Source organism: Acetobacter lambici (genome assembly GCF_011516885.1).
Classification (GTDB): domain Bacteria; phylum Pseudomonadota; class Alphaproteobacteria; order Acetobacterales; family Acetobacteraceae; genus Acetobacter; species Acetobacter lambici.
In genome coordinates, this window is the sequence record NZ_WOTD01000002.1 from 137780 (window position 1) to 159263 (window position 21484).

19 protein-coding genes are annotated in these 21484 nt (G+C 57.9%); 11 read left to right on the forward strand and 8 right to left on the reverse strand.

The window, feature by feature from the left end; all coding sequences use genetic code 11:
• The first annotated feature begins 1 nt into the window (after position 1).
• The 8 genes from nuoL (at position 2) to GOB86_RS02735 (ending at position 10055) form a co-directional block, all read left to right on the forward strand.
• The gene (nuoL, locus tag GOB86_RS02700; protein WP_165990834.1) at positions 2 to 1942 is read left to right on the forward strand and encodes an NADH-quinone oxidoreductase subunit L; all 1941 of its coding nucleotides are present in this window, start codon (positions 2 to 4) and stop codon (positions 1940 to 1942) included.
• A 62-nt stretch (positions 1943 to 2004) separates the two neighbouring features.
• Entirely contained in the window at positions 2005 to 3447 is a 1443-nt protein-coding gene (gene nuoN / locus GOB86_RS02705) for an NADH-quinone oxidoreductase subunit NuoN (protein ID WP_165990835.1), read from the forward strand.
• A complete protein-coding gene (locus tag GOB86_RS02710) occupies positions 3444 to 4193 on the forward strand; it encodes a biotin--[acetyl-CoA-carboxylase] ligase (protein ID WP_165990836.1) in 750 nt (249 codons plus the stop codon). Before nuoN ends, GOB86_RS02710 begins: the two co-directional genes overlap by 4 nt.
• 2 nt (positions 4194 to 4195) lie before the next feature.
• Complete coding sequence (locus tag GOB86_RS02715) at positions 4196 to 5008, forward strand: type III pantothenate kinase (RefSeq protein WP_165990837.1); 813 nt, start codon at positions 4196 to 4198, stop codon at positions 5006 to 5008.
• 9 nt (positions 5009 to 5017) lie between these two features.
• The gene (locus GOB86_RS02720; RefSeq protein WP_165990838.1) at positions 5018 to 6661 is read left to right on the forward strand and encodes a ribonuclease J; all 1644 of its coding nucleotides are present in this window, start codon (positions 5018 to 5020) and stop codon (positions 6659 to 6661) included.
• Between the two features lie 142 nt (positions 6662 to 6803).
• Positions 6804 to 8120, forward strand: a complete 1317-nt coding sequence (gene proS / locus GOB86_RS02725; protein WP_165990839.1) for a proline--tRNA ligase — start codon at positions 6804 to 6806, stop codon at positions 8118 to 8120.
• Between the two features lie 5 nt (positions 8121 to 8125).
• Positions 8126 to 9376, forward strand: a complete 1251-nt coding sequence (locus GOB86_RS02730; protein ID WP_165990840.1) for a lipoprotein-releasing ABC transporter permease subunit — start codon at positions 8126 to 8128, stop codon at positions 9374 to 9376.
• The gene (locus tag GOB86_RS02735; RefSeq protein WP_165990841.1) at positions 9369 to 10055 is read left to right on the forward strand and encodes an ABC transporter ATP-binding protein; all 687 of its coding nucleotides are present in this window, start codon (positions 9369 to 9371) and stop codon (positions 10053 to 10055) included. Before GOB86_RS02730 ends, GOB86_RS02735 begins: the two co-directional genes overlap by 8 nt.
• A gap of 67 nt (positions 10056 to 10122) precedes the next feature.
• Here the strand turns inward: GOB86_RS02735 and GOB86_RS02740 are convergent, their stop codons facing one another.
• Entirely contained in the window at positions 10123 to 10650 is a 528-nt protein-coding gene (locus GOB86_RS02740) for a glutathione peroxidase (protein ID WP_165990842.1), read from the reverse strand.
• 223 nt (positions 10651 to 10873) lie between these two features.
• Between GOB86_RS02740 and GOB86_RS02745 the strand changes: the two genes are divergently transcribed.
• Positions 10874 to 11656, forward strand: a complete 783-nt coding sequence (locus tag GOB86_RS02745) for an IclR family transcriptional regulator (protein WP_165990843.1) — start codon at positions 10874 to 10876, stop codon at positions 11654 to 11656.
• 21 nt (positions 11657 to 11677) lie between these two features.
• Positions 11678 to 12547 (forward strand): DUF3108 domain-containing protein, encoded by an 870-nt coding sequence (locus GOB86_RS02750; protein ID WP_165990844.1) that lies wholly within the window; start codon positions 11678 to 11680, stop codon positions 12545 to 12547.
• A gap of 54 nt (positions 12548 to 12601) precedes the next feature.
• Here GOB86_RS02750 and glmS read toward each other — a convergent pair whose 3' ends face one another.
• Together glmS and glmU are read right to left on the reverse strand one after the other, a co-directional pair.
• The gene (gene glmS, locus GOB86_RS02755) at positions 12602 to 14425 is read right to left on the reverse strand and encodes a glutamine--fructose-6-phosphate transaminase (isomerizing) (RefSeq protein WP_165990845.1); all 1824 of its coding nucleotides are present in this window, start codon (positions 14423 to 14425) and stop codon (positions 12602 to 12604) included.
• On the reverse strand, positions 14425 to 15771 hold the full coding sequence (glmU, locus tag GOB86_RS02760) for a bifunctional UDP-N-acetylglucosamine diphosphorylase/glucosamine-1-phosphate N-acetyltransferase GlmU (protein ID WP_165990846.1): 1347 nt from the start codon (positions 15769 to 15771) through the stop codon (positions 14425 to 14427). The genes glmS and glmU overlap by 1 nt, the downstream gene beginning before the upstream one ends.
• Before the next feature lie 109 nt (positions 15772 to 15880).
• Here glmU and GOB86_RS02765 point away from each other — a divergent pair, with 109 nt between their 5' ends.
• Positions 15881 to 16579, forward strand: a complete 699-nt coding sequence (locus GOB86_RS02765; protein WP_165990847.1) for an HAD hydrolase-like protein — start codon at positions 15881 to 15883, stop codon at positions 16577 to 16579.
• A 28-nt stretch (positions 16580 to 16607) separates the two neighbouring features.
• Here the strand turns inward: GOB86_RS02765 and GOB86_RS02770 are convergent, their stop codons facing one another.
• The 5 genes from GOB86_RS02770 to GOB86_RS02790 are packed head-to-tail and all read right to left on the reverse strand — an operon-like array spanning position 16608 to position 21387.
• Positions 16608 to 17396: a nucleotidyltransferase family protein gene (locus GOB86_RS02770; RefSeq protein ID WP_165990848.1), complete on the reverse strand. Its 789-nt coding sequence runs from the start codon at positions 17394 to 17396 to the stop codon at positions 16608 to 16610.
• The gene (locus GOB86_RS02775; RefSeq protein WP_165990849.1) at positions 17393 to 18175 is read right to left on the reverse strand and encodes a sterol desaturase family protein; all 783 of its coding nucleotides are present in this window, start codon (positions 18173 to 18175) and stop codon (positions 17393 to 17395) included. Before GOB86_RS02775 ends, GOB86_RS02770 begins: the two co-directional genes overlap by 4 nt.
• A complete protein-coding gene (locus GOB86_RS02780; protein ID WP_165990850.1) occupies positions 18172 to 19272 on the reverse strand; it encodes an LptF/LptG family permease in 1101 nt (366 codons plus the stop codon). The genes GOB86_RS02775 and GOB86_RS02780 overlap by 4 nt, the downstream gene beginning before the upstream one ends.
• Before the next feature lie 13 nt (positions 19273 to 19285).
• The gene (locus GOB86_RS02785; protein WP_165990851.1) at positions 19286 to 20482 is read right to left on the reverse strand and encodes an LptF/LptG family permease; all 1197 of its coding nucleotides are present in this window, start codon (positions 20480 to 20482) and stop codon (positions 19286 to 19288) included.
• A complete protein-coding gene (locus tag GOB86_RS02790; RefSeq protein WP_242012444.1) occupies positions 20479 to 21387 on the reverse strand; it encodes a metallophosphoesterase family protein in 909 nt (302 codons plus the stop codon). Before GOB86_RS02790 ends, GOB86_RS02785 begins: the two co-directional genes overlap by 4 nt.
• Positions 21388 to 21484: the final 97 nt, after the last annotated feature.

Consider the following 21484-nt stretch of genomic DNA (forward strand, 5'->3'; position numbering starts at 1 on the left):
TATGCAAACAGAACTCAACCTGTTTTCCGTTGCCGTGCTTACCCCTTTGGCGGGGGCGGTCGTAGCGGGTCTTGGTGGCCGGTTTATGGGCGATACACTCGCCAAGGTTGTGACCATCGCCTGTATGGGGGTTGCTACTCTTTGCAGTGTTGGCGCGCTGTGTGGTGCATGGGCGGGGGGCTTTCCTCACGCTACCGTGCCGCTGGCGCAATGGGTGCACGCCGGGGGCTTTGACGCAACATGGACCCTGCGGTTTGACACGCTCTCCGTTACCATGGTGAGCATGGTGCTTGCGGTCTCGCTGCTCGTGCATTGCTACAGCATTGGCTACATGAGCCATGAGAGCATGCCGACCTACCGGTTTTTCTCCTACCTCTCCCTGTTTACCTTCGCCATGCTTATGCTGGTGTCTTCCAACGATCTGATCCAGCTATTCTTCGGCTGGGAAGGGGTGGGGCTGGCCAGTTACCTGCTGATTGGCTACTGGTATGACCGCCCGGCGGCTACGGCTGCGGCCATAAAAGCCTTTGTAGTCAACCGTGTGGCGGATCTGTTCTTTATTGTTGGAATAGGACTGATCTACGTTCTGTTCCATTCCGTGCAGTACGATACCATTTTTGCCGCGGTGCCCGACGTGCTTTACGCGCCATATACGATATGTGGTGTTTCCTTCCGCATGCTGGAGGTTATCTGCTTCCTGCTGTTTGTGGGGGCCATGGGTAAATCAGCGCAGTTGTTCCTGCACACATGGCTGCCCGATGCCATGGAAGGTCCAACGCCGGTATCCGCTCTTATTCACGCGGCAACCATGGTTACGGCAGGTGTGTTCCTTATGGCGCGTATGTCGCCATTGCTGGAGTTTGCACCGGGCACGCGCACCTTTGTTATTCTTATTGGTGCCACAACCTGCTTTTTTGCGGCAACCGTTGGCATGGTGCAGCCTGACATCAAACGGACGATCGCCTATTCCACCTGCTCGCAGCTTGGCTACATGTTTGCAGCCGTTGGGGTGGGGGCGTATCAGGCCGCTGTGTTCCACCTGACCACGCACGCCTTTTTCAAGGCACTTCTGTTCCTTGCCGCAGGTTCGGTCATTCATGCCATGCATGATGAGCAGAATATGTTCCGTATGGGCGGGCTGTGGAAAAAACTGCCCATTACCTATGTGGTCATGTGGCTGGGCAGTCTGGCATTGGCGGGGGTTTATCCCTTTGCAGGGTACTGGTCCAAGGATGCCATTCTTAACGCGCTCTGGGCGTCCGATGCATCCTACAGCCATTATGCTTGGGCCATGGGCAGCATTACGGCGTTCCTGACAGCGTTTTATAGCTGGCGGCTCCTGTTTCTGGTCTTTCACGGCAAACCCCATGATATCCATGCCCGTGACGGTGCGCATGAAAGCCCGGCTGTGATGACCGTGCCTCTGCTGATCCTGTCCGTCGGTGCTGTTGTGGCTGGTGTGGCTCTTGCACCGTTCTACATTGGCGCGCACCAGAGCGCGTTCTGGAACGGGGCTATTGTGAATGCGCCGACCAACCATATTATGGAGGCGTTCGAGCATGTACCATCGCTGATTGCCCTGCTCCCCAGCATTGCGGGTCTTGCGGGCATTGCGCTGGCTTTTGTTCTGTACGTGAGCGCTCCGCAAATACCGGCAGCTCTGGCCCGCAGCTTTGGGCCGATCTACCGGTTCCTGCTCAACAAATGGTACTTTGACGAACTGTACGACAGAATTTTCGTGCGCCCCTATGCAGCCCTTGCCCGCGTTCTGTGGAAAGGTGGGGACGAAGGTGTGGTGGAAGGTCTGCCGCTGGATATTGTGCGGGCCACGCATGATGGCGCGTTGCAGGCCATTCGGCTCCAGACCGGTTCAATCGCCATTTACGCCTTTACCATGCTGGCAGGGCTTGTGGTGCTGCTGACAGTTGCGCTGTGCGGGTGATTTAGCATGACCAACGCCATTCCGACCTTGTTCTCTTCCTATCTTCTGCGGAGTGCGCAGCGATGAGTGTGACAGTGTTCAACTGGACTGTAGCCCTGCCAGAAATTGTTCTGGCTTTATCGGGTATCATCATTCTGGTGGCCGGTGTGCTCCAGCGGAAGGGGGAGGGGTTCTTCCCTGCCGCCATACTCAGCCTTGTCGCGTTTCTGCTCTGCGGCTTTCTGGTCGTGCTTTCCCCATCAGGGGCGGGGTATGCCGGAACATTCGTGAATGACGGTTTTGCCCGGTTCATGAAGGTGCTTATTCTGGCAGGTGGTTTTGTTGCCGTGGCACTGAGCGTGAGTTACCGCACGGCTGAGCGGCAGACTTTGCCGTTCGAGACACCGGTGCTCATGCTATTTTCCACGCTGGGGGCCATGCTCATGGCGTCTTCGGCGAACCTGATGACGTTGTTTGTCGGGCTGGAACTGTCATCTCTTTCCATTTACATTCTGTGCGCTCTTGAGCGGGATAATGTTCTCTCGTCCGAGGCGGGGATGAAGTATTTTATCCTCGGCTCGCTGGCGTCCGGTCTGCTGCTTTACGGGATCTCGCTCGTTTATGGTTATGCGGGCACCATGGAATATACAGGGCTGGTTGATGCGGTCCGGGCTTCGGCCATGCCGCCCATGGGGCTGGTGGTTGGTATTGTGTTTATTGTGGTGGGGCTGTGCTTTAAGCTATCGGCCGTGCCATTCCATATGTGGACGCCAGACGTATATCAGGGTGCGCCCACACCGGTTACGGCTTACATGGCGGGGGCTCCCAAGTTTGCAGCTTTTGCCCTGTTCCTGCGTGTTATGGCGGGGCCGTTTGGCTCGATTGCTCCGCGCTGGCAGATACTGGTCGAGACCGTGTCCGTTCTATCCATGGTTTATGGGGCTTTTGCGGCCATTCCGCAGACCAACATCAAGCGGCTTATGGCCTATTCCTCCATTGGCCACATGGGGTACGCCATGATGGGGCTGGCGGCCGCATCAACTGTAGGTACGCAGGCCACGCTTATTTATCTTGCAGCCTATTTTGTTATGAATGCAGGTGTTTTTGCGGGCATTACGGCCATGCGCCGTAATGGGCGCGAGGTTAATTCCATTGCCGATCTGGCGGGCCTTGGGCGCTCGGACCCGGGGATGGCGCTTGCTCTTGCCATTTTTATGTTCAGTATGGTGGGCGCTCCTCCGCTGGCCGGTTTTTTTGGCAAGTTCATGGTTTTTGCAGCTGCGTGGCAATCTGGTCTTTACGCACTGGTCTGCATTGGCGCATTGTCCAGTGTAGTCGGTGCCTATTATTATCTGCGGGTTGTAAAAGTTATGTATTTTGATGCGCCAGCCGATGCGTTGGATCGTCCTGCTCCCAGCCTTCTGTTTGTTTCAGGCGGAATGGGTGTTGCAACGGTGGTTTTTGCCATTGTGCTTGGGCCAATTATGTCCGTGGCGCATCAGGCCGCACTTGCTCTGGCTGGATGAACGGGCAGAGTGATTTCTGGCGGCTCTCCTGTTTTGATGAGTTGCCATCGACTTCCGATTACTGCCTGAGTGCCTGTCGTTCGGGCACAGATGTGGCGGGTATGGCGGTTCTGGCCCGTCGGCAGACCAAGGGGCGCGGTAGCCGGGGCCGGACCTGGCTGGACGGGGGGCAGGGGCTTGCGCTGAGCGTTATTCTGGATGCGGCACAGGCCGGGCCAGATGCATTGGGCGGCTGGCCTTTTGTTGCCTCCCTCGGGTTCTACGATGGGTTGATCCGAGCACTCCCTGCGGCCCAGCCCCACCTGATGATCAAATGGCCAAATGATATCCTGCTCGATGGGCAGAAGATGGGGGGTATCCTGATCGAGCGGGAAGGCCCCTACGTTCTTATTGGCATGGGTGCGAACCTTGTTTCGGCTCCCGATCAGAGTGTGCTTGAGCGGCGTGTTGCCTGTCTGGCGCAATGTGGCGTGGTGCCGGATGTGGAAATTGTGGCCCGGTCTGTGCTGGACGGACTTGAATTCTGGCAGGCGCAGTGGCGGCAGCAGGGTTTTTCAGCCATTCGCGCGGCCTGGCTGGAAAGAGCGCATCCTGTGGGCTCCCCTCTTGTCGTTCAGGGCGGGACTACTTATGAGAGAGGGCTCTTTGCAGGTCTGGCGGCAGATGGTCGCCTGCTGCTGGATACGGAAGGTGGAATGAAGACAATCGCAACAGGGGATATTCTGCTTATGGAAAAGGGCGCGTAGGGGTGCTACTTGTCATTGATGCAGGGAATACCAATGTTGTGTTTGCAGTGCACGACGGTGAGAAGTGGCGTGGTGTCTGGCGCATTACCATGCAGCCCCAGCGGACTTCGGACGAATATGGGGTATGGTTGCAAGCGCTGCTCAAGACGCAGGGCTTGACCCCTGATGATATCGAGGGGGCAGTTATTGGCACGGTGGTGCCTGCCGCACTCTACCATTTGCGCACTTTATGCCGCCAGTGGTTTGCTGTAGAGCCACTGTTGGCCTCCGCCCGTCTGGACTGGGGGTTTGCCATCAAGATGGATAACCCGGACGAGGTCGGGGTAGACCGTCTGCTCAACGGACTTGCCGCGCACTACACCTATGGCGGCCCGCTGACAGTGATTGATTTTGGAACAGCCACCACGTTTGATGTGGTGGATCAGGAAGGAAGCTATTGTGGCGGTGTTATTGCGCCCGGCATCAATCTGTCGGTCGAGGCACTGCATCAGGCCGCAGCAAGGCTTCCCCGTATTGGTATTGGTCGCCCTGTGGGGGACTCCGCCATTGGGCGGAATACAGTTGCAGCCATGCGCTCAGGGGTGTTCTGGGGGTACGTGGGGTTGATCGAGGGGATTGTCGAGAGGATCCGCCGTGAAGTGGGGCCTTCCATGAAGGTGCTCGCAACAGGCGGTCTGGCTCCGCTCTTCTCGGAAGGGACGACGGTCTTTGACCATGTGGATTCAATGCTGACCCTCAATGGTTTGCGCTTGCTGGCGGGGAGGAACCCCCTGCCGAAACTGACAGTAGAACGAGATTTTTTGGCTGAAGGATAATTGGATAATATGACTGAACAGAACGGCGATCTGGCCTTTCTGCCCTTGGGTGGAACGGGTGAGATCGGCATGAACCTCAACCTGTATCGTCAGGGCGATACATGGCTGGCTATTGATTGCGGTATTGGTTTTAGCGGGAATGATACGCCAGAGGCGGAAATTCTGGTGCCAGACCCGGCTTTTATTGTTGAGCGCAGGAATAAACTGGCCGGGCTGGTCATTACCCATGCGCACGAGGACCATATTGGTGCCGTGGCCCATGTATGGCCCATGCTGCAATGCCCGATTTACGTGACCCCGTTTGCAAGTGCCGTGCTGCGCCGCAAGCTGGCCGAAGCCCGCCTAATGGATGTGCCGATCCGCGTGGTCATGCCCGGTGCGCGCTTTGATGTGGGACCGTTCGATATCGAATTCGTACCTGTTACGCATTCGGTGCCCGAAGCCCAGTCCATGGTGCTGCGGACCCCGTCGGGCGTTGTTGTCCATACCGGGGACTGGAAGTTCGATCCCGAACCGCTGGTTGGCCCGGCAACGGACCTGAACCGCCTTGCTGAAATTGGTAAGGAAGGCGTTCTGGCGCTGGTATGCGACAGCACGAACGTGATGAAGCCCGGCCCCTCGCGCTCCGAGTCCGAAGTGCGCGTGAGCATGACCGAACTGGTGGCAAGCCTTAAGGGCCGTATTGCTGTCACGTGCTTTGCGTCCAACGTGGCGCGGGTGGAAACCATTGCCATGGCCGCGCAGGCGGCAGGCCGCACCGTTGTGCTGGTCGGGCGTTCGCTGCGTAACCTGGATACAGCCGCGCGTGAGTGCGGTTATCTGTCCGGTGTGCTGCCGTTCCTGAGCGAGCAGGACGTGAACGACGTCCCCGATGACCAGTTGCTTATGATCATTACGGGCAGTCAGGGCGAGCCGCGTTCGGCCCTGTCGCGCATTTCCATGGACGTGCACCCCAACATTTCCCTCGGGGAAGGGGATACGGTCATTTATTCCAGCCGCATGATTCCGGGCAACGGACGGGCGATCATGGCAGTGCAGGATAATCTGGCAAAACGCGGCGTAACGGTGATTACCGACCGCGAGCATTTTGTGCATGTTTCCGGCCATGCCACGGGTGGTGATGTGCAGAAGATGTACGAACTGCTCAAGCCCCAGCATGTTGTTCCGGTGCATGGCGAGTGGCGGCACCTGACCGCGCAGGCTGCTCTGGCGCAGGAAATGGGCATAACCCCAATTCTGATGGAGGATGGCGATATTCTGCGCCTTTCCCCCGGTAAGCTGGAAGTGGTGGATACAGCCCCCACGGGCCGTCTGGCGCTCGATGGTAACCGCCTGCTGCCCATGAACGGTGGCGTGCTGGCTGCGCGCCGTAAAATGCTGTTCAACGGCATTGTCATTGGCAGCTTTGCCGTGGATGACGAAGGCTTTGTTATTGGCGATCCCAAGGTCAGCGCTCCTGGCCTGCTGGACCCCGATGATCTGGAAAGTGTTCGTGTGCGCGAGGAATTCGCCAACGCGCTGGACGTTATTCCCGATGAATTGCGTAATGAGGACAGCGCCTTCCGTGAGGCTGCCAAAACTGCCCTGCGTCGCGCTCTGGGTCGCAAGTTGCAAAAGCGTCCGCTGGTGGATGTGCACGTGCTGCGCGTGTAAGCCGCAGTTACGTAGAGACGAAGCAAGAGAGCCCGGTTCTGCCGGGTTTTCTTTTGTTCAGGGCTGTTTTACAGCTTAATGACAGACAACACAGGCTGCCTCTTTTTTGCCGGAGGTCTGCCCCATACAAGGCCGAATGTCCATGCGTCTTTCGCGCAGCTTTCTTCCCACCCTCAAGGAAAATCCGGCAGAGGCGCAGATCGTCTCTCACAGGCTCATGCTCCGTGCGGGTCTGATCCGCCAGACGGCTTCGGGCATTTATGCCTGGCTGCCAGCCGGGCTTAAAGTGCTGCGCAATATCAGCCAGATCGTGCGCGAAGAGCAGGACCGGGTGGATGCGCAGGAAGTGCTCATGCCAACCTTGCAGTCCGCCGATCTGTGGCGCCGTTCCGGCCGCTACGATGCCTACGGCCCGGAAATGCTGCGTATTCAGGACCGCCACAAGCGCGAACTGCTCTACGGGCCGACCAATGAGGAAATGGTGACCGACCTGTTTGGTCAGACGGTCAAATCCTACAAGGATCTGCCGCAGGTTCTGTACCATATCCAGTGGAAATTCCGTGATGAGATGCGCCCGCGTTTTGGTGTGATGCGTGGCCGTGAATTCCTGATGAAGGACGCCTACAGCTTTGATGTGGACTACGCATCGGCCGTGGCGACCTATCGCCGTATGATGCTTGCCTACCTGCGCACCTTCCAGCGTCTGGGTGTGCGTGCGGTGCCTATGCGGGCCGATACAGGACCGATTGGGGGGGAACTGAGCCACGAATTCCTGATTCTGGCCCCCACGGGGGAAAGCGGCGTGTTCTATGATGCCGCACTGGAAGATCAGGATTGGCTGGACGAACCAGTAGATACCAACAACCCTGACGCGCTGGAGGCATTTTTTAACCGTGTCACCTCGCCCTATGCCGCAACGGATGAAATGCACGACGCTGTTGCATGGGAAGCCGTGCCGGAAGAGCAGAAGCGCGAAGGGCGCGGGGTAGAGGTTGGGCACATCTTCTACTTTGGCACCAAATACACCCAATCCATGGGGGTGAGTGTAAGCGGTGCCGATGGTGGGCAGTTCTTCCCCGAAATGGGGTCTTACGGCATTGGTGTGTCCCGCCTTGCCGGAGCCATTATCGAAGCCTGCCATGATGAAAATGGCATTATCTGGCCCGATTCCGTAGCCCCCTTCCGCGCTGCTATTTTGAACCTGAAGTCCGGTGACGGCCTGTGCGACGAGATGTGCGAGCAGATTTACGCCAAAGCTCCAGAAGCCTTTTTGTATGATGACCGCCCCGAACGGGCAGGAGTAAAATTTGCCGATGCGGACCTGATGGGCCATCCGTGGCAGATCGTAGTTGGCCCCCGTAGTGCCAAGGAAGGTCGGGTGGAACTCAAACGCCGCGCAACAGGTGAGCGGCAGGAGCTGAGCGTGGATGAAGCGCTGGCTCTGGTTCTGGCAGGCTGATCACTATGTTCGGTCCCTTCGAGCGTGCGGTAGCTGGCCGTTATCTCCGCGCGCGGCGCGGGGAGCGGTTTGTTTCCATCATCGCCATATTCTCATTGGTTGGCATTGCACTTGGTGTTGCAACGCTGATCATTGTCATGGCGGTCATGAACGGTTTTCAGGCTGATCTTATGGGTCGCATTCTCGGCCTGAACGGGGACCTGACCATTTATGGTGCGGGGCGCACCATATCGCAGTACGAGGATGTGGCGCAGGAGGTTCGCACCGTTCCTGATGTGCTGAGTGCGACCCCTATTATTGAAGGGCAGGTGCTGCTGAGTGCCGGGCCTTACAGTGCGGGTGGTGTTGTGCATGGCATTACCGCGCAGGGCCTGCAGGACCTCAAGGCTGTCAGTTCATCCCTTGTGGCGGGGTCTCTGGACCAGTTTGGGCAAGGGGATGACTCCATTGTCGTGGGGGTAACCATGGCTGAGCGGGCCGGGTTGTCCATTGGTTCGCGCCTGACGCTGGTCTCGCCCGAGGGGGCGGCAACGGCCTTTGGCACAGTGCCGCGTGTGCGGTCATACCGTGTAAGCGCCATTTTTGATGCAGGCGTGAACGACTATAATTCCAGCGTTGTGTTCCTGCCCATGCGTGCTGCCCAGATTTACTTCCAGATGCCGGGTAAGGTGACGCAGATTCAGGTCGCTACAAGAGACGCGGAGCATGTTCGTCCGGTAACGCTGGCTATTGTCAAAGCGGTGGATGATCCCGGTTTGCGGGTGCTGGACTGGACTACCGCCAACAATGCCCTGTTCGGGGCAGTGCAGGTGGAGCAGAATGTTATGTTCCTGATCCTGACCCTGATCATTGTTGTGGCGGCCTTTAATGTAATTTCGTCCCTGATCATGATGGTCAAGGACAAAACGGCCGACATTGCCGTGCTGCGCACCATAGGTGCCAGCCGTGGCGCCATTATGCGCATTTTTCTTATGTGTGGGGCTTCTGTCGGGGTGACTGGCACAGTGGCTGGCACGGCACTTGGTATTGTGTTCTGCATGAACATCGAGCGTATTCGCCAGTTGCTGCAAAGCCTGACGGGGACAAACCTGTTCAACCCCGAAGTGTATTACCTTGAACATCTGCCCGCCAAGCTCGAATGGGGGCAGGTTGGGGAGGTGATCGGTATGGCGCTTCTGCTTTCGCTTCTGGCAACATTGTATCCGGCGTGGCGTGCGGCCAGAACAGACCCGGTCGAGGCGCTCCGTCATGAATGATTCAGTGGTCCTGCGCCTTGAAGGCGTTCAAAAAACCTATCGAAGTGGCGAGCACGACGTGCTGCCCATTTTGCAGGGAGCGGATTTTACGCTGCATGCGGGGGAAATAGTTGCACTTGTTGCCCCCTCTGGCACGGGTAAGTCCACGTTACTGCATCTGGCGGGCCTGCTGGATACGCCAGATGCAGGGGATATTATCATCCGTGGGCAATCGACCAGAAACATGGCCGATGCCGGGCGCACGGCCCTACGGCGGGATGAAATTGGTTTTGTGTACCAGTTTCATCACCTGCTCGGTGAATTTACCGCGCGGGAAAATGTGGTTCTGCCACAAATGATTGCGGGTGTGCCCAAAAGGGTTGCCCGGCAGGAGGCCGAGCGCCTGCTGGACATGTTTGGCCTCGCCCATAGGGTTGACCATCTGCCGGGCAAGCTTTCGGGCGGGGAGCAGCAGCGTGTGGCCATTGCGCGCGCACTGGCCAATACGCCATCTCTGCTGCTGGCGGATGAGCCGACTGGCAATCTGGATGTGCATACAGCAGATGCGGTGTTTACCGAACTGCTGGAAGCCGTGCGCAAGCGGGGGTTGGCAGCGCTGGTGGCAACCCATAACGAGGAACTTCTGCCGCGCATGGACCGGGTTGTTACCCTGCGTGATGGCAAGCTTGTAACACGCTAAAAACAGGCAGGCCCCGACACTGCATTAAAACGGCAGGGTTGGGGTCGCCTTATTTATGTGGTGCCTGTCAGGCGGGGAGTAGAGCCCGCTCGACAGCATTGCGCACACGTGCGGAGGTTGGGGTCGTCAGGCTGGAAAACCACGCAACAGGCTGCCCATTCCGCCCGATCAGGTATTTGAAAAAATTCCAGCGGGGCTTGGCTAGAAAACCCAGTTCCTCATCCAGCCACTTGAAGAGTGGTATGGCCGCCTGACCTTTGACCACGCTACGTGCAGCCATGGGAAAGGCCACGCCGTAGTTTTTTTGGCAAAATGTTGCGATCTCCGCCGATGTGCCGGGTTCCTGCTGGCCAAAGTCATTGCTGGGGATGCCAATAATCACCAGACCAGCCTTGTGGAACTGTGTCCACAGGGCCTGCAATCCTTCGTATTGTGGCGTAAACCCGCATTTGGAAGCGGTGTTCACAATCAGGATGGGCTGGCCCTTATAGGCACTCAGGTCAATGCTGGCGCCATCAAGTGCGGGTAGGGTAAAATCGTATATGCTTGTTGCCAAGGTGCTGCCCTTTTGCTGCTTTTGTGGCAGGTAAGGCATCCTGTGTAGCGCACCACAAGAGAAGGAGCGAGATGTTATGTTGTCTGCAAGTAGTGGGTGGAAGCCTGCTGCCCTGTTCCGGGTTCTTGTGCCAGACTTCCACCACATCTTGTGCGCGGCAAGATCGTGTTCTGCTTTTTATTGTTCATTATGTTGAACTCGATCCCGTATGTGGAATATGAAGATATGAGCCTCTCCTGTCAACATGGAAAATAAGAATAACATGTCCAAATCGCAGGATACGGTTCCCGCTCTCCGCAGGGCCGTTCGTATACTTGATATGGTTAAGGACGCCGCCAAACCGCCTCTGGCGGCAGATGTGGCCAGACAACTGGACCTGCCACGCAGCACGGCCCACGGTCTGCTCGCGGTTATGCAGGAACTGGGGCTGCTGGAAAAAACGGTCACGCAGGGGTACCGGCTGGGTACACGCCTGCTTGACTGGGCGGGGGATGTTACGGAAAAGCGGGATCTGGTGAGTGAGTTCTACCATGTGCTGGAGACTCGCTCGGATCTGGAGTCCTTTACCGTGACGCTCACCATGCTTGAAGGGGCGGAAGTGGTGTACGTGGCCTGCCGCAACAGTGCGACCGTGCTGGGTGCATCCTTCAGGGTGGGTATGCGCCTGCCTGCCATATTTACCGCTACGGGCAATGCCATATTGGCAGGTATGGACGATGCATCCTTCAGGGAATGGCTGGCCTTGCATCCGGTTACCACATGGCCCCAACCGCTCACTCCCAATGGCATATGTTCGGTGACAACGCTGGTGCGTGAAATTGGTGAAATCAAGGACCGTGGTTACGCGGTGGATGATGAACAGGTGCATGACGGACTGTGGTGCTTTGGTGCGGTGGTTAAAGACCATTCCGGCCGTGCGCTGGCAGGTATAGGGATCAGCCTGCCTCAGGCGGAACTGGGGCGGTACAGCGTTGAGCGGCTGGGGGCTGTGGCCTCCCGCCTGGCGGAGGCGGTTTCCTTCCGGCTCGGCTATCGCGTTGGTTAAGCGCTTGGACAGGAATATAAAATGCGTTTTTCCGGTGTGCGGGCGGTCATGATGCCCCGCAAAAACATGTGTCGCCTTGCGGCACAGGGTGCGGCTCTTGGCATACTGCTTGGTGTGCTGCCCGCAACATTCTGGCCCAGTACGCTACAGGCCCGGGCGGAAGGGGCTGTTCCTCAGACCTCCGCGCGTTACCTGATCAATGTGCATGGTCTGCATGTGTTAACGGCAAGTGTTGCCTACAGGCTGGGGAGCAATGCCTATAGCGGCGTGGCGCAGGTCCAGACGGCTGGTTTTTTTGGTCTGTTTGTACAAACAGACATGCGTATGCAGGGATCTGGCCAGTTTTTGGCCAATGGGCTAGCCGAACCTGCGCAGTATGACAGTGCGGGCACCTATAACCACGAGCAGAGTCACCTGCATATGGTGTATCAGGCCGGAGTGCCCCAGATTACCGTGCAGGAGCCCCCAGTTGGCACCCGCGAGAAGGTTACCCCCGAGGAAAGAACCGGCGCGCAGGATGTGGTGGCTATACTGGTTGGCCTGCTGCACCAGCTACAGACCCAGAACCACTGTGAGGAAACACCGCAGAAGCTTTTTGATGGCCTGCGCCTGAGCACGTTGAGCGTACGCAACACAGGTGTGGAACGGCCGCCATCGGGCACTTCCCGCGCATGGGGGCAAGAGGCTGTGACCTGTAATTTTGTTTTGCAGCAGGTTAAGGGTTTTACGGCCAATGGCCATTTCAGCAAACTCAGGCAGCCACAGATCGGGCGGATCTGGTTTGAGAATATTCCTAATATTGGCATGTCGGTTGTCAGGCTGGAAGTGGAGCACCCCAAAATGGGTCATATCGTCATGCGGCTGGATGAGACCCCAAAGCAGACGCCCTAAAGCCCATATGCGCGGCGGCTGGCTCCCCGGCGGGGTGCCAGCCCCTGTTGGTGGTTATTCCACAGTTACGGATTTTGCCAGATTGCGGGGCTGGTCAACATCCGTGCCCTTGAGCACGGCAACTTCGTAAGCGAGCATCTGCACCGGAATAGTTTGCAGGATCGGGGCGACAAAGTCATGCACACGTGGGAGCACCACAATCTGCTCGGCAATGGCGGAAACGCGTTCTGCCCCTTCCGTGTCGGTAAATACCAGCAGGCGGCCACCGCGGGCTTTGGCTTCCTGTAGGTTTGACAGGGTTTTATCAAACAGCGGTGTAGAGGGCACGCTGGCCACAATTGGCACCGTACGGTCGATCAGGGAGATGGGGCCGTGCTTCATTTCCCCCGCGGCGTAAGCTTCTGCGTGAATGTAGGAAATTTCCTTCAGCTTGAGCGCGCCTTCCATGGCCACAGGGAACATACTGCCCCGACCAAGGTAGAGCACGTCGCGCGCTTCGGCCACCACGGCGGCCATTTTGCGAATGGCGTTCCCTTGGTTGAACACTTCCGCCGCGCGACTGGGTAGGTCCATAAGTGCGGCTACCAGTTCTTCTTCCCCCAGCGGGTCGAGCTTGCCGCGCGCGCGCGCGGTGGCAATGGTCAGGCAGGCCAGAACGGTCAGTTGTGCGGTAAAGGCTTTGGTGGACGCCACCGAAATTTCCGGCCCGGCCACGGTCCCCAGCATCACGTCGCTTTCACGCGCCATGGTGCTGTGTTCCACATTGAGCACGGACAGGATGTGAATGGCTTTTTCGCGCAGGCTGCGCAGGGCTGCCAGCGTATCAGCCGTCTCACCGGACTGGGAAATTAGCAGGCCCAGCGAGCCTGGTGTGAGGGGCGGGTTGCGGTAGCGCATCTCGCTGGCAACGTCGATATCGACCGGGAGGCGTGCAATTTCCTCCAGCCAGTAACGCCCCACCATGCCCGCGTAAAAAGCAGAGCCACAGGCGGTAATGACCGCACGGGGCACCGTGGCCAGATCAAAGGGGAGTTCTGGCAGAACCACCTTGCGTGTTGCCGGGTCGATCATGCGTTGCAGGGTCTGCCCGATGACCAGCGGGTGTTCGTGCAGTTCCTTTTCCATGTAATGGCGGTAGCCGTCCTTGCCGATGGAACCTGCCGTCAGGGCGGTAATCTGCACCGAGCGTTCAAGGGGGGCACCATCAAAGGTCATGAACTGCGCACCTTGGGGGGTGATCACCACGCAGTCGCCATTTTCCATGTAGGTAATGCGGCGGGTCAAGGGGGCGAGGGCGAGGGAGTCCGAACCAAGGAACAGTTCATCATCCCCAAAGCCCACGGCCAGTGGCGCGTTGTTGCATGCCCCGATCATCAGCCCTTCGTGGTCGGCAAAGATCATGGCAATTGCGTATGCGCCTTCCAGACGTTTGAGCGCTTTAAGGGCTGCCTCCTTGGGGGGCAGGCCCTGTTGCAGGTGGTAGTCCACCAGCAGGGCAATGGTTTCGCTGTCGGTTTCGGTTTCAAAAACCTGCCCAGCGGCTTCCAGTTCCAGCCTTAGCGCCTCAAAGTTCTCAATAATGCCGTTATGCACAATGGCCACGCGGGCGGTGCCATGGGGGTGGGCGTTGCAGGTTGTGGGAGCGCCATGGGTGGCCCAGCGGGTATGGCCAATGCCGGTTTTACCGGGAAGGGGGTCCTGCTCCAGTAGTTTGGCCAGATTATCCAGCTTGCCAGCGGCCCGGCGGCGCTCCACGCGCCCATTGACCAAAGTAGCAATGCCTGCGGAATCATACCCGCGGTATTCCAGCCTGCGTAGGCCTTCGAGCACAATGGGGGTTGCATGGCGTAACCCGACAACGCCGCATATTCCGCACATCAGCCGTTTTCCTTTTTTGCCTTCAGGGCATCTTTGAACAGTTTGCCACGTTCTGGTTTGGTGGTCTGGCGCGCACGTCCCAGAGCCAGTGCGTTTGATGGCACATTATTTGTAATGGTGCTGCCTGCCGCGATCAGTGCGTTCTCACCTATCTCAACAGGTGCGACCAGCACCGAGTTGGAGCCGACAAACGTATTTTTGCCGATGGATGTGGTATGTTTGAACACACCATCGTAGTTGCACACAATTGTCCCGGCCCCGATGTTGGAGTGGGCGCCAACCTGTGCATTCCCTATATAGGACAGGTGGTTAACTTTTACACCGGCACCAAGTTCGGCACTTTTGAGTTCAACAAAATTGCCGACACGCGCGTTTGTGCCAATCGTGGTCTCCGACCGCAGACGGGCGTATGGGCCAACAATAGCGCCTGAATGGACCTCGCATCCCTCCAGATGGCTGAAGGCGCGAATAACGGCCCCTTCATGCACAATAACGCCGGGGCCAAACACAACATTCGGCTCAACCAGCACATCGGCTGCCAGTTGCGTATCTGTGGCCAAAAAGACCGTTTCGGGGGCAACCAGAGTAACTCCGTTGTCCATCGCGTTCTGGCGCAGGCGTTTTTGCAGGGCGGCTTCGGCCTGAGCCAGTTCGCTACGGGAGTTCACGCCGCGTAGTTCGTCCTCTGCGGCCTCTACTGCGCGCACCTGCGCATGCTCGGCGACCGCCAGATCGACCACATCCGTCAGGTAGAATTCGCCCTTTGCGTTATCGTTGCCCACGGCTTCCAGCCAACGGCGGAAATCCGTTGCATCGGCGCACAGCACGCCTGCGTTACACAGGTCTATGGCGCGTTCCTCGGGTGTGGCGTCCGACCATTCCACAATACGTTCCACGTTGCCTGCATGGGTAACAACGCGGCCATAGCGGGCAGGGGCTGCCGGACGCATGGCCAGCAAGGCCAGTCCCACACCGGGTTTGCGCCGTTCATCCAGAAGAGCGCTCAGTGTTTGGGCGGAAATAAGGGGGTTGTCGGCGTAAAGGACCGCCACGTCGCCCTCTCCAAACCAGTCCGCGGCCTGTAGGGCGGCATGGGCGGTGCCCAGTCGCTCATGCTGGATCACAACGGGGTAGGGGGCGGCCACTTCGGCCACTTCGGCCATGTCCGGGCCGATCACGACCACCAGACGGTCAAAAACCTCTGCTGCATTACGTAGCAAATGGACCAGCATGGGCCCACCGGCAAGATGTTGCACAGCTTTGGGGCGGGAGGATTTCATGCGGGTGCCCAGCCCGGCGGCCAGAAGAACCGCTGTGGCAGGACGGAATGCGGGATCAGACGTCATAAGTGATGCGGTAAGCCAAGCTCCGGCATGTGTCAAACGTCTCGCTTAAGGAAAAACTCCATGCCAATATCATAAAAGTTTTCTAATATTTACGGGGCGGAGGAACGGAATGTCTGCTTTGCGTCTGGCCGTGTTTGATATGGATGGCACTTTGCTGGATTCCTTGCCGGATCTGGCCGAATGCTGCCGCGAAATTCTGGCCCAATGTAGCCTGCCATTATTGTCCGATACACAGGTGCGCGGCATGGTTGGTCATGGTGTGCAGGCACTGGTGGAGCGGGCTTTACAGGCCGCTCTGGAGCAAAAGGCACAAGAGAGCGGGGCTATGCCCGCCATGCCTCTTTCTACCGAGGAGGCGGTCAGCCGCTTTATGGCGGCTTACACGCCGCGTGCTACCCGTTTGTCCCGCCTGTTCCCCGGCGCGGAGGATGCCTTGCGGCACCTGCATGCCCAAGGCTGGCAGCTTGCGGTCTGTACCAATAAGCCGGAAAAAGCAGCGCGCCGAATTTTGTCAGATTTTAACCTGACGTCTCTGTTTGCAAGTGTTGGGGGCGGAGACAGTTTTGCCGCCCGCAAGCCAGATGCGCGGCATCTACTAGGCACCATTGCGCAGGCCGGGGGCAGTGCGCCCATGAGCGTGATGGTGGGGGATATGCCGCCCGATTATCTGGCGGCGCAAGGTGTGGGCTGCCCGTTTGTGTTTGCCGGGTGGGGGTATGGTGCGCCCGAACTGGCACACAAGGCTGCGGCAACTGCTACGGGCATGCAGGCTATTCCCGCAGTGCTGGAACAGCTCATGCCAGCCTGATGCAAGGCGTGAGCTGTTCCCTGGCGAGTTAGTGCCCGTATTCTAACTTGAGTGCTGGGGCCAGTTTTTGGGCCAGAATAATGTCTGCTTCCTTGTCCACATCCACGGCGGCGCGGCCGTCAGACAGGGGGAGCAGTTCAGCGCGTGCACTTGTCAGGGCATAAATGCGGGCATAGAGCGCCTGCGTCGACAACCGCCCCATAACAGCGCGGAGCAGTATGCCTAACCCCAGCGTCCATGCGACGCGGAGGGGGTGCTTGCGGTTTTTTTCCACACTGCGCCACAGGTCCGCAACCCGAGCCGAAACCGAGGTTTTGAAGTAAAACAGGTTGCAGCCAGAAAAAACCATATCCGTCAGGCGGATATAGGTGCGCTTGGTCTGCGGCACACTCTGCTGGATGGAGGCCTGAGTCGCCACGCCCACGGCAATATCTGTCTGGGACGCGGATTTGTGGAGTAGTTCCTCCACCCATTCAGGCTGGAGCAGGGCATTATCCGCCGTTGTGACCAGCAAAGGTGTGCCAAAGCGCGCAAGGCTATCCAGCACGCTGGCACTCGGCCCTTCCGCCCGGGAGGGAACGACCTGTACCTCTGGAGGTAGAATGCCATCCAGAATGGTCGGGTCTTCAAGGCAAACCACAATGCGGGTAATGGCGGGCACGGCCTGTAGGGCGTTCACCACCCGCACAACCATAGGCACGCCATCGATGGGCAGAAGTGCTTTGTGCGATACACCTCCGGCAACGGCAACGGGGTCCGGCTTGCCGGGGCGTGTTCCGGCAAGCACCAGCGCGGTAATGGCGGGAGCCACGGTCATGCAGCGCGTTTCTGGTCTGGGCGGGCACCATCAGGCCGGTCGCGCGGAGGGGCGCCGGTCAGTTCCATAACCCACGGATAGCGGGAGGCCTGTTCAATGTCATACCCCAGATTGAACACGGTCGGGCTGCGTGGGCGGGCTTTGGCGTCCAGGTAATACGAGCCAAGAACCCGGTCCACAACAAAGCTGGTAATGCCAAAATTACCATCTTCATCATGGAAGTGGTGGAGCACGTGGCGGGCCTTCATGCGCTGGATCCATGCCGAACGGGGCTTGTAGTTCAGGTGCTGGATGCAATGGAAGAATTCATAGATGCAGGTAATGGCAATACCCGTGCCCAAAGCCACCGCCGCCGTGCCTGTGCCACCGATCAGATAGCCGATGGGTAGGGTAATAACGGCAATGGTCGGCAGGGTTGTAACAGGCGCGCCAAACAGAACATCCAGCAGATGCGGGTCCTGATGGTGGTCAAAGTGGATGCGCTTCCACAAAGATGCGGTCCATTTGTTTTTGTAAAGCAGATGCCCATGCAGAACATAGCGGTGCAGCATGTACCACACGATGGGGTACACAAAGACCACCGCCAGCATGGCGCTCAGGGTTTTGGGCCAGCCAGCAAAAAAATGGGCAGACACAAACGCGCTGACAATAACAAAGGCGAAGTATAGCAGGATGGTTGGATACGTCAGATAGGCGATCCACAGCTGCCGGAGATCCATTTTGCCCAGGTCAAAGCTGCGACCAGTCTTGAGGGAGGGGTTGTTCAGAGTTCCGCTCATCGTGTTTCGTTCCTCAGAAGCACGGTGAGTGCTCCCAATGTAAAAATGATCAACGTGGGAACTGTTGCAATCGGAGGCGGGAGCAGACCGGCATTACCCATGGCCCGCAGCAGTCCCTGTACAACAATAAACAGCAGCCCGGCCCCCAGACACCATACTGGCAACCAACTGCGTGTACCCGTCCGTGGAGGGATATAGATTACTGGCATGGCGATCAACAGCAGAACAAGCAGGGACGCCGGGCGCAGGAACCGCTCCATAAGCCCGGCCTTGAGAAAGCCCGGGCTGGAATCGGAGGCAAGCTGCCCACGCAGCATGCCAATAATCGTGGATGTGGATAAAGGTGCATTACCCGAAGACAGGCGGATAAAGTCCCGCGGAGTCAGAGTCGTGTTCCACGGTATGTTTGTCTGATGGTCCAGGCGGTCGACTTTCTGGTCCTTCAGATCAATCGTCAGCCCTTCCACGTCATAAAGGGTCCAGCCATGCGCGCCCGTGTATTGGGCGGTCTGCGCATGCATGGTTTTGTTCAGCATGCCGCCCCCGTCGCGCAGATATACGTCTACCGTGCCAAGCATGTTGCCGCCATCGGCCACATGACCAATATGGGTCAGGTTTGATCCGTCATGGAACCAGAAGGAGTGCCCGTCCTGAGGGGTGGGGTCCGTGCGATTCCACCATGCGGCCAAAGCCTGCTCGGAGCGGGGGGTGACCTGATCGTCCAGCACAACACCTGCCAGCCCGATCAGCAATGTTGCGGGCACAAGGTATTTGTATAACCCTAACGTGGACAGACCTGCGGCACGCAGAATGGCCATTTCGCTGGCAAGGGTCATTTGCGTCAGCATCAGCAGCGCGCCAATGAGCGTGCTCAGGGGGAGCGCGCCAGACAGCAGGAATGGCATGCGCATGCAGGCGTAATTGATTATTCCCAGAATACCCAGATGCCGTTGCAAAATGGGTGTTGTCTGTTCCAGCAACGCCAGAATTTCCAACAGGCTGACCAGCACACAACAGCAGAACACCACACGAAAAAGCAGGGCGCCGGACAGGTAACGCAGCAGGACATAACGCGGGTAGGGGGAGGGCTTGCTCATAATACGGTTTTCTTTATGCCGACTGGGTTCTGGTCGGTTGCGCCCTGTGGGCACGCCAGAGAAGGAACGTGCCCGAACGGTAAAGAAGCAACGTTACGCACAGAGCAATAAAAACAAGAGCCGGTGCCCATATGATCAGGACCGACAGTTGTTTGGTTGCGACCATGCTGTGCCCGAGTTGCAGAATATGGTCGAAGCCGATCATGAGGATAAAGGCAATGGGCAGACCCGCATTGTTGCGCTGGCGCTTGCGCGCCATGGCCAGGGCCGTAGCAAGCAGCGGAATAAATGGAATGGTCAGACTGCGGGCAAGGCGGAAGTGCAGTTCCGACCACATATGTGGCTGCGAGATACTGCCATCCTGACGGATCAGGTTCCGGATCAGTTCGGGGGATGTTAGCTCCCGTTCATCATCCCCCCGGACCCTGAATGGAGCGGTCTGGGAGGCATGGGTCAGGTAGCGTGTGGAATGCTGGAATGTTGTCAGACTGGGGAGCTTGTCGCCCGAATCAGAGACAATAATGCCATCTTCCAGATCCAGCTGGACCGTACCCCCGTCCGAGGCAATGCGGATATGGCCTTTGCGGGCGGTAATGTTCCGTTCCAGATGGTCCGATGTATCGTGGATAAAGACGTTTTTCAGCTCAGAGCCACTCTGGGTGACCTGCTCGGCAACGAGGGTCAGGTCAGACGAGGGACGGGCGAACATGCGCGGCTGCAGGCGTGGGGACCAACCCGTATGACTGGCAAAGTAGAACGCAGCCCTAAAATCATACCGTGCATGGGGCTGAATAAACCCATAAAGCAGGAAGGATACAATCCCCAACCCTAAGCCTAGCTGAATATAGGGACGTGTGATTCGCAGCAGGGAGAGGCCGCTGCTATTGGCGGCGTCAATTTCCTCATTCTGGCTCATGCGGCGCATGACGGCAAAAACCGACACGCAAAGAGCCGCAGGTATGGCCAGCCCCAGATAATGGGGGAGCAAAGTGGTCAGTAGTTCAACAAAAGTGCCCAGATTATTGTTGCCAGCAGCCAGCAGGTTGAAAAGAACCAGCAGGCGCTCAAGCAGAAGCGCTGTCATGACCACAGCCAACGCAATGGTAAATGGCGGGATAACCTGATTGATCAGGTAACGGTCAAGCGTTGTGGGCCTGAACCGCTGGATAATGCGGCGTATGGCGGGCGCGTTCAGCATGGGATATGTCATACTGCGGTTTTCGGTAAATGGCGATGCAGTGTGTATGCCATGCCTGTTTCACAGTTATGCATAAAACCATCCGTGCCGAGTGCTCTGCGCTGCACATCAATATCCCATGTGCCGGGTTGGGCGGTAATGGTTATTCGGTTCCAGCCCGCCGCTTTTTGGGGGCTGTCAGCAACATGCGAGGCGGAGGTTGTTCCCACAACAGGAATTGCAGAGCCCGGAATGGTGGAAAATGTCGCGCGGTGGGAATGCCCATGCAGCACAAGTTCCGCTCCTTCCTGCCGCAGGATGTCCTGTAAGATGTTCAGGTCGGTCAGCTCCTTGCGTTTGTCCACAAGCCCCATGACGGGAGGGTGATGTAACAGTACAATACGGCACAAATCAGACTCGCCGAGTTTCTTGAGCGTGGTTCCCAGCAGGCCAAGCTGGTCCCGTCCCGTCCTGCCGGTTGCCAGAAAAGGCAGCGAGGGGGCCGCAGTGTTGACCCCGATCAGGGCCACATGGTTGTGCACCAGAACGGATGGGGCTTTGGGGTCGTTACCCATGTGGAGCCATGGTGCCCACAGGGTTCGCTTTTCCTCATTTTTTTCACGCACCAGCGCTTCGTGGTTGCCGGGGACAAGCAGGGTCGGTGGCAGGTTCTGCTCTTTTAACCAACGTTGCGCCGCACGGAACTCGCAGAGCAGCCCCAGATTGGTCATGTCCCCCGTAATGGCTACAAGCTCGGGGTGAGATAGCTCGATATCGTGCATGACCCGCGCGAGGGGGGCGGATGTATGCAGGTGCCTGCGGCGGGTAAACCAGCTGAGCAGGCTTAATGCGCGTTTAACCCGCCATTCCCGCCATGTGGGCAGGCCAGCCAGAGGCAGATGGGGGTCGGAAAAATGGGCAAGAAGAACGCTGGCCAAGAAAATTAGGTCTCCAGTCAGGGGCGTTGCCAGCGTACAGTATGTGACAAGCGCGCTCTGGCTCTTTATACCACTGAGCCGAGCCGGGGCAAAAGCA

Coding starts and splice junctions, on each gene's coding strand:
- nuoL (WP_165990834.1), top strand. CDS start 2: ATGCAAACAGAACTCAACCTGTTTTCCGTTGCCGTGCTTACCCCTTTG.
- nuoN (WP_165990835.1), top strand. CDS start 2,005: ATGAGTGTGACAGTGTTCAACTGGACTGTAGCCCTGCCAGAAATTGTT.
- GOB86_RS02710 (WP_165990836.1), top strand. CDS start 3,444: ATGAACGGGCAGAGTGATTTCTGGCGGCTCTCCTGTTTTGATGAGTTG.
- GOB86_RS02720 (WP_165990838.1), top strand. CDS start 5,018: ATGACTGAACAGAACGGCGATCTGGCCTTTCTGCCCTTGGGTGGAACG.
- proS (WP_165990839.1), top strand. CDS start 6,804: ATGCGTCTTTCGCGCAGCTTTCTTCCCACCCTCAAGGAAAATCCGGCA.
- GOB86_RS02730 (WP_165990840.1), top strand. CDS start 8,126: ATGTTCGGTCCCTTCGAGCGTGCGGTAGCTGGCCGTTATCTCCGCGCG.
- GOB86_RS02735 (WP_165990841.1), top strand. CDS start 9,369: ATGAATGATTCAGTGGTCCTGCGCCTTGAAGGCGTTCAAAAAACCTAT.
- GOB86_RS02740 (WP_165990842.1), bottom strand. CDS start 10,650: ATGCCTTACCTGCCACAAAAGCAGCAAAAGGGCAGCACCTTGGCAACA.
- GOB86_RS02745 (WP_165990843.1), top strand. CDS start 10,874: ATGTCCAAATCGCAGGATACGGTTCCCGCTCTCCGCAGGGCCGTTCGT.
- GOB86_RS02750 (WP_165990844.1), top strand. CDS start 11,678: ATGCGTTTTTCCGGTGTGCGGGCGGTCATGATGCCCCGCAAAAACATG.
- glmS (WP_165990845.1), bottom strand. CDS start 14,425: ATGTGCGGAATATGCGGCGTTGTCGGGTTACGCCATGCAACCCCCATT.
- glmU (WP_165990846.1), bottom strand. CDS start 15,771: ATGACGTCTGATCCCGCATTCCGTCCTGCCACAGCGGTTCTTCTGGCC.
- GOB86_RS02765 (WP_165990847.1), top strand. CDS start 15,881: ATGTCTGCTTTGCGTCTGGCCGTGTTTGATATGGATGGCACTTTGCTG.
- GOB86_RS02770 (WP_165990848.1), bottom strand. CDS start 17,396: ATGACCGTGGCTCCCGCCATTACCGCGCTGGTGCTTGCCGGAACACGC.
- GOB86_RS02775 (WP_165990849.1), bottom strand. CDS start 18,175: ATGAGCGGAACTCTGAACAACCCCTCCCTCAAGACTGGTCGCAGCTTT.
- GOB86_RS02780 (WP_165990850.1), bottom strand. CDS start 19,272: ATGAGCAAGCCCTCCCCCTACCCGCGTTATGTCCTGCTGCGTTACCTG.
- GOB86_RS02785 (WP_165990851.1), bottom strand. CDS start 20,482: ATGACATATCCCATGCTGAACGCGCCCGCCATACGCCGCATTATCCAG.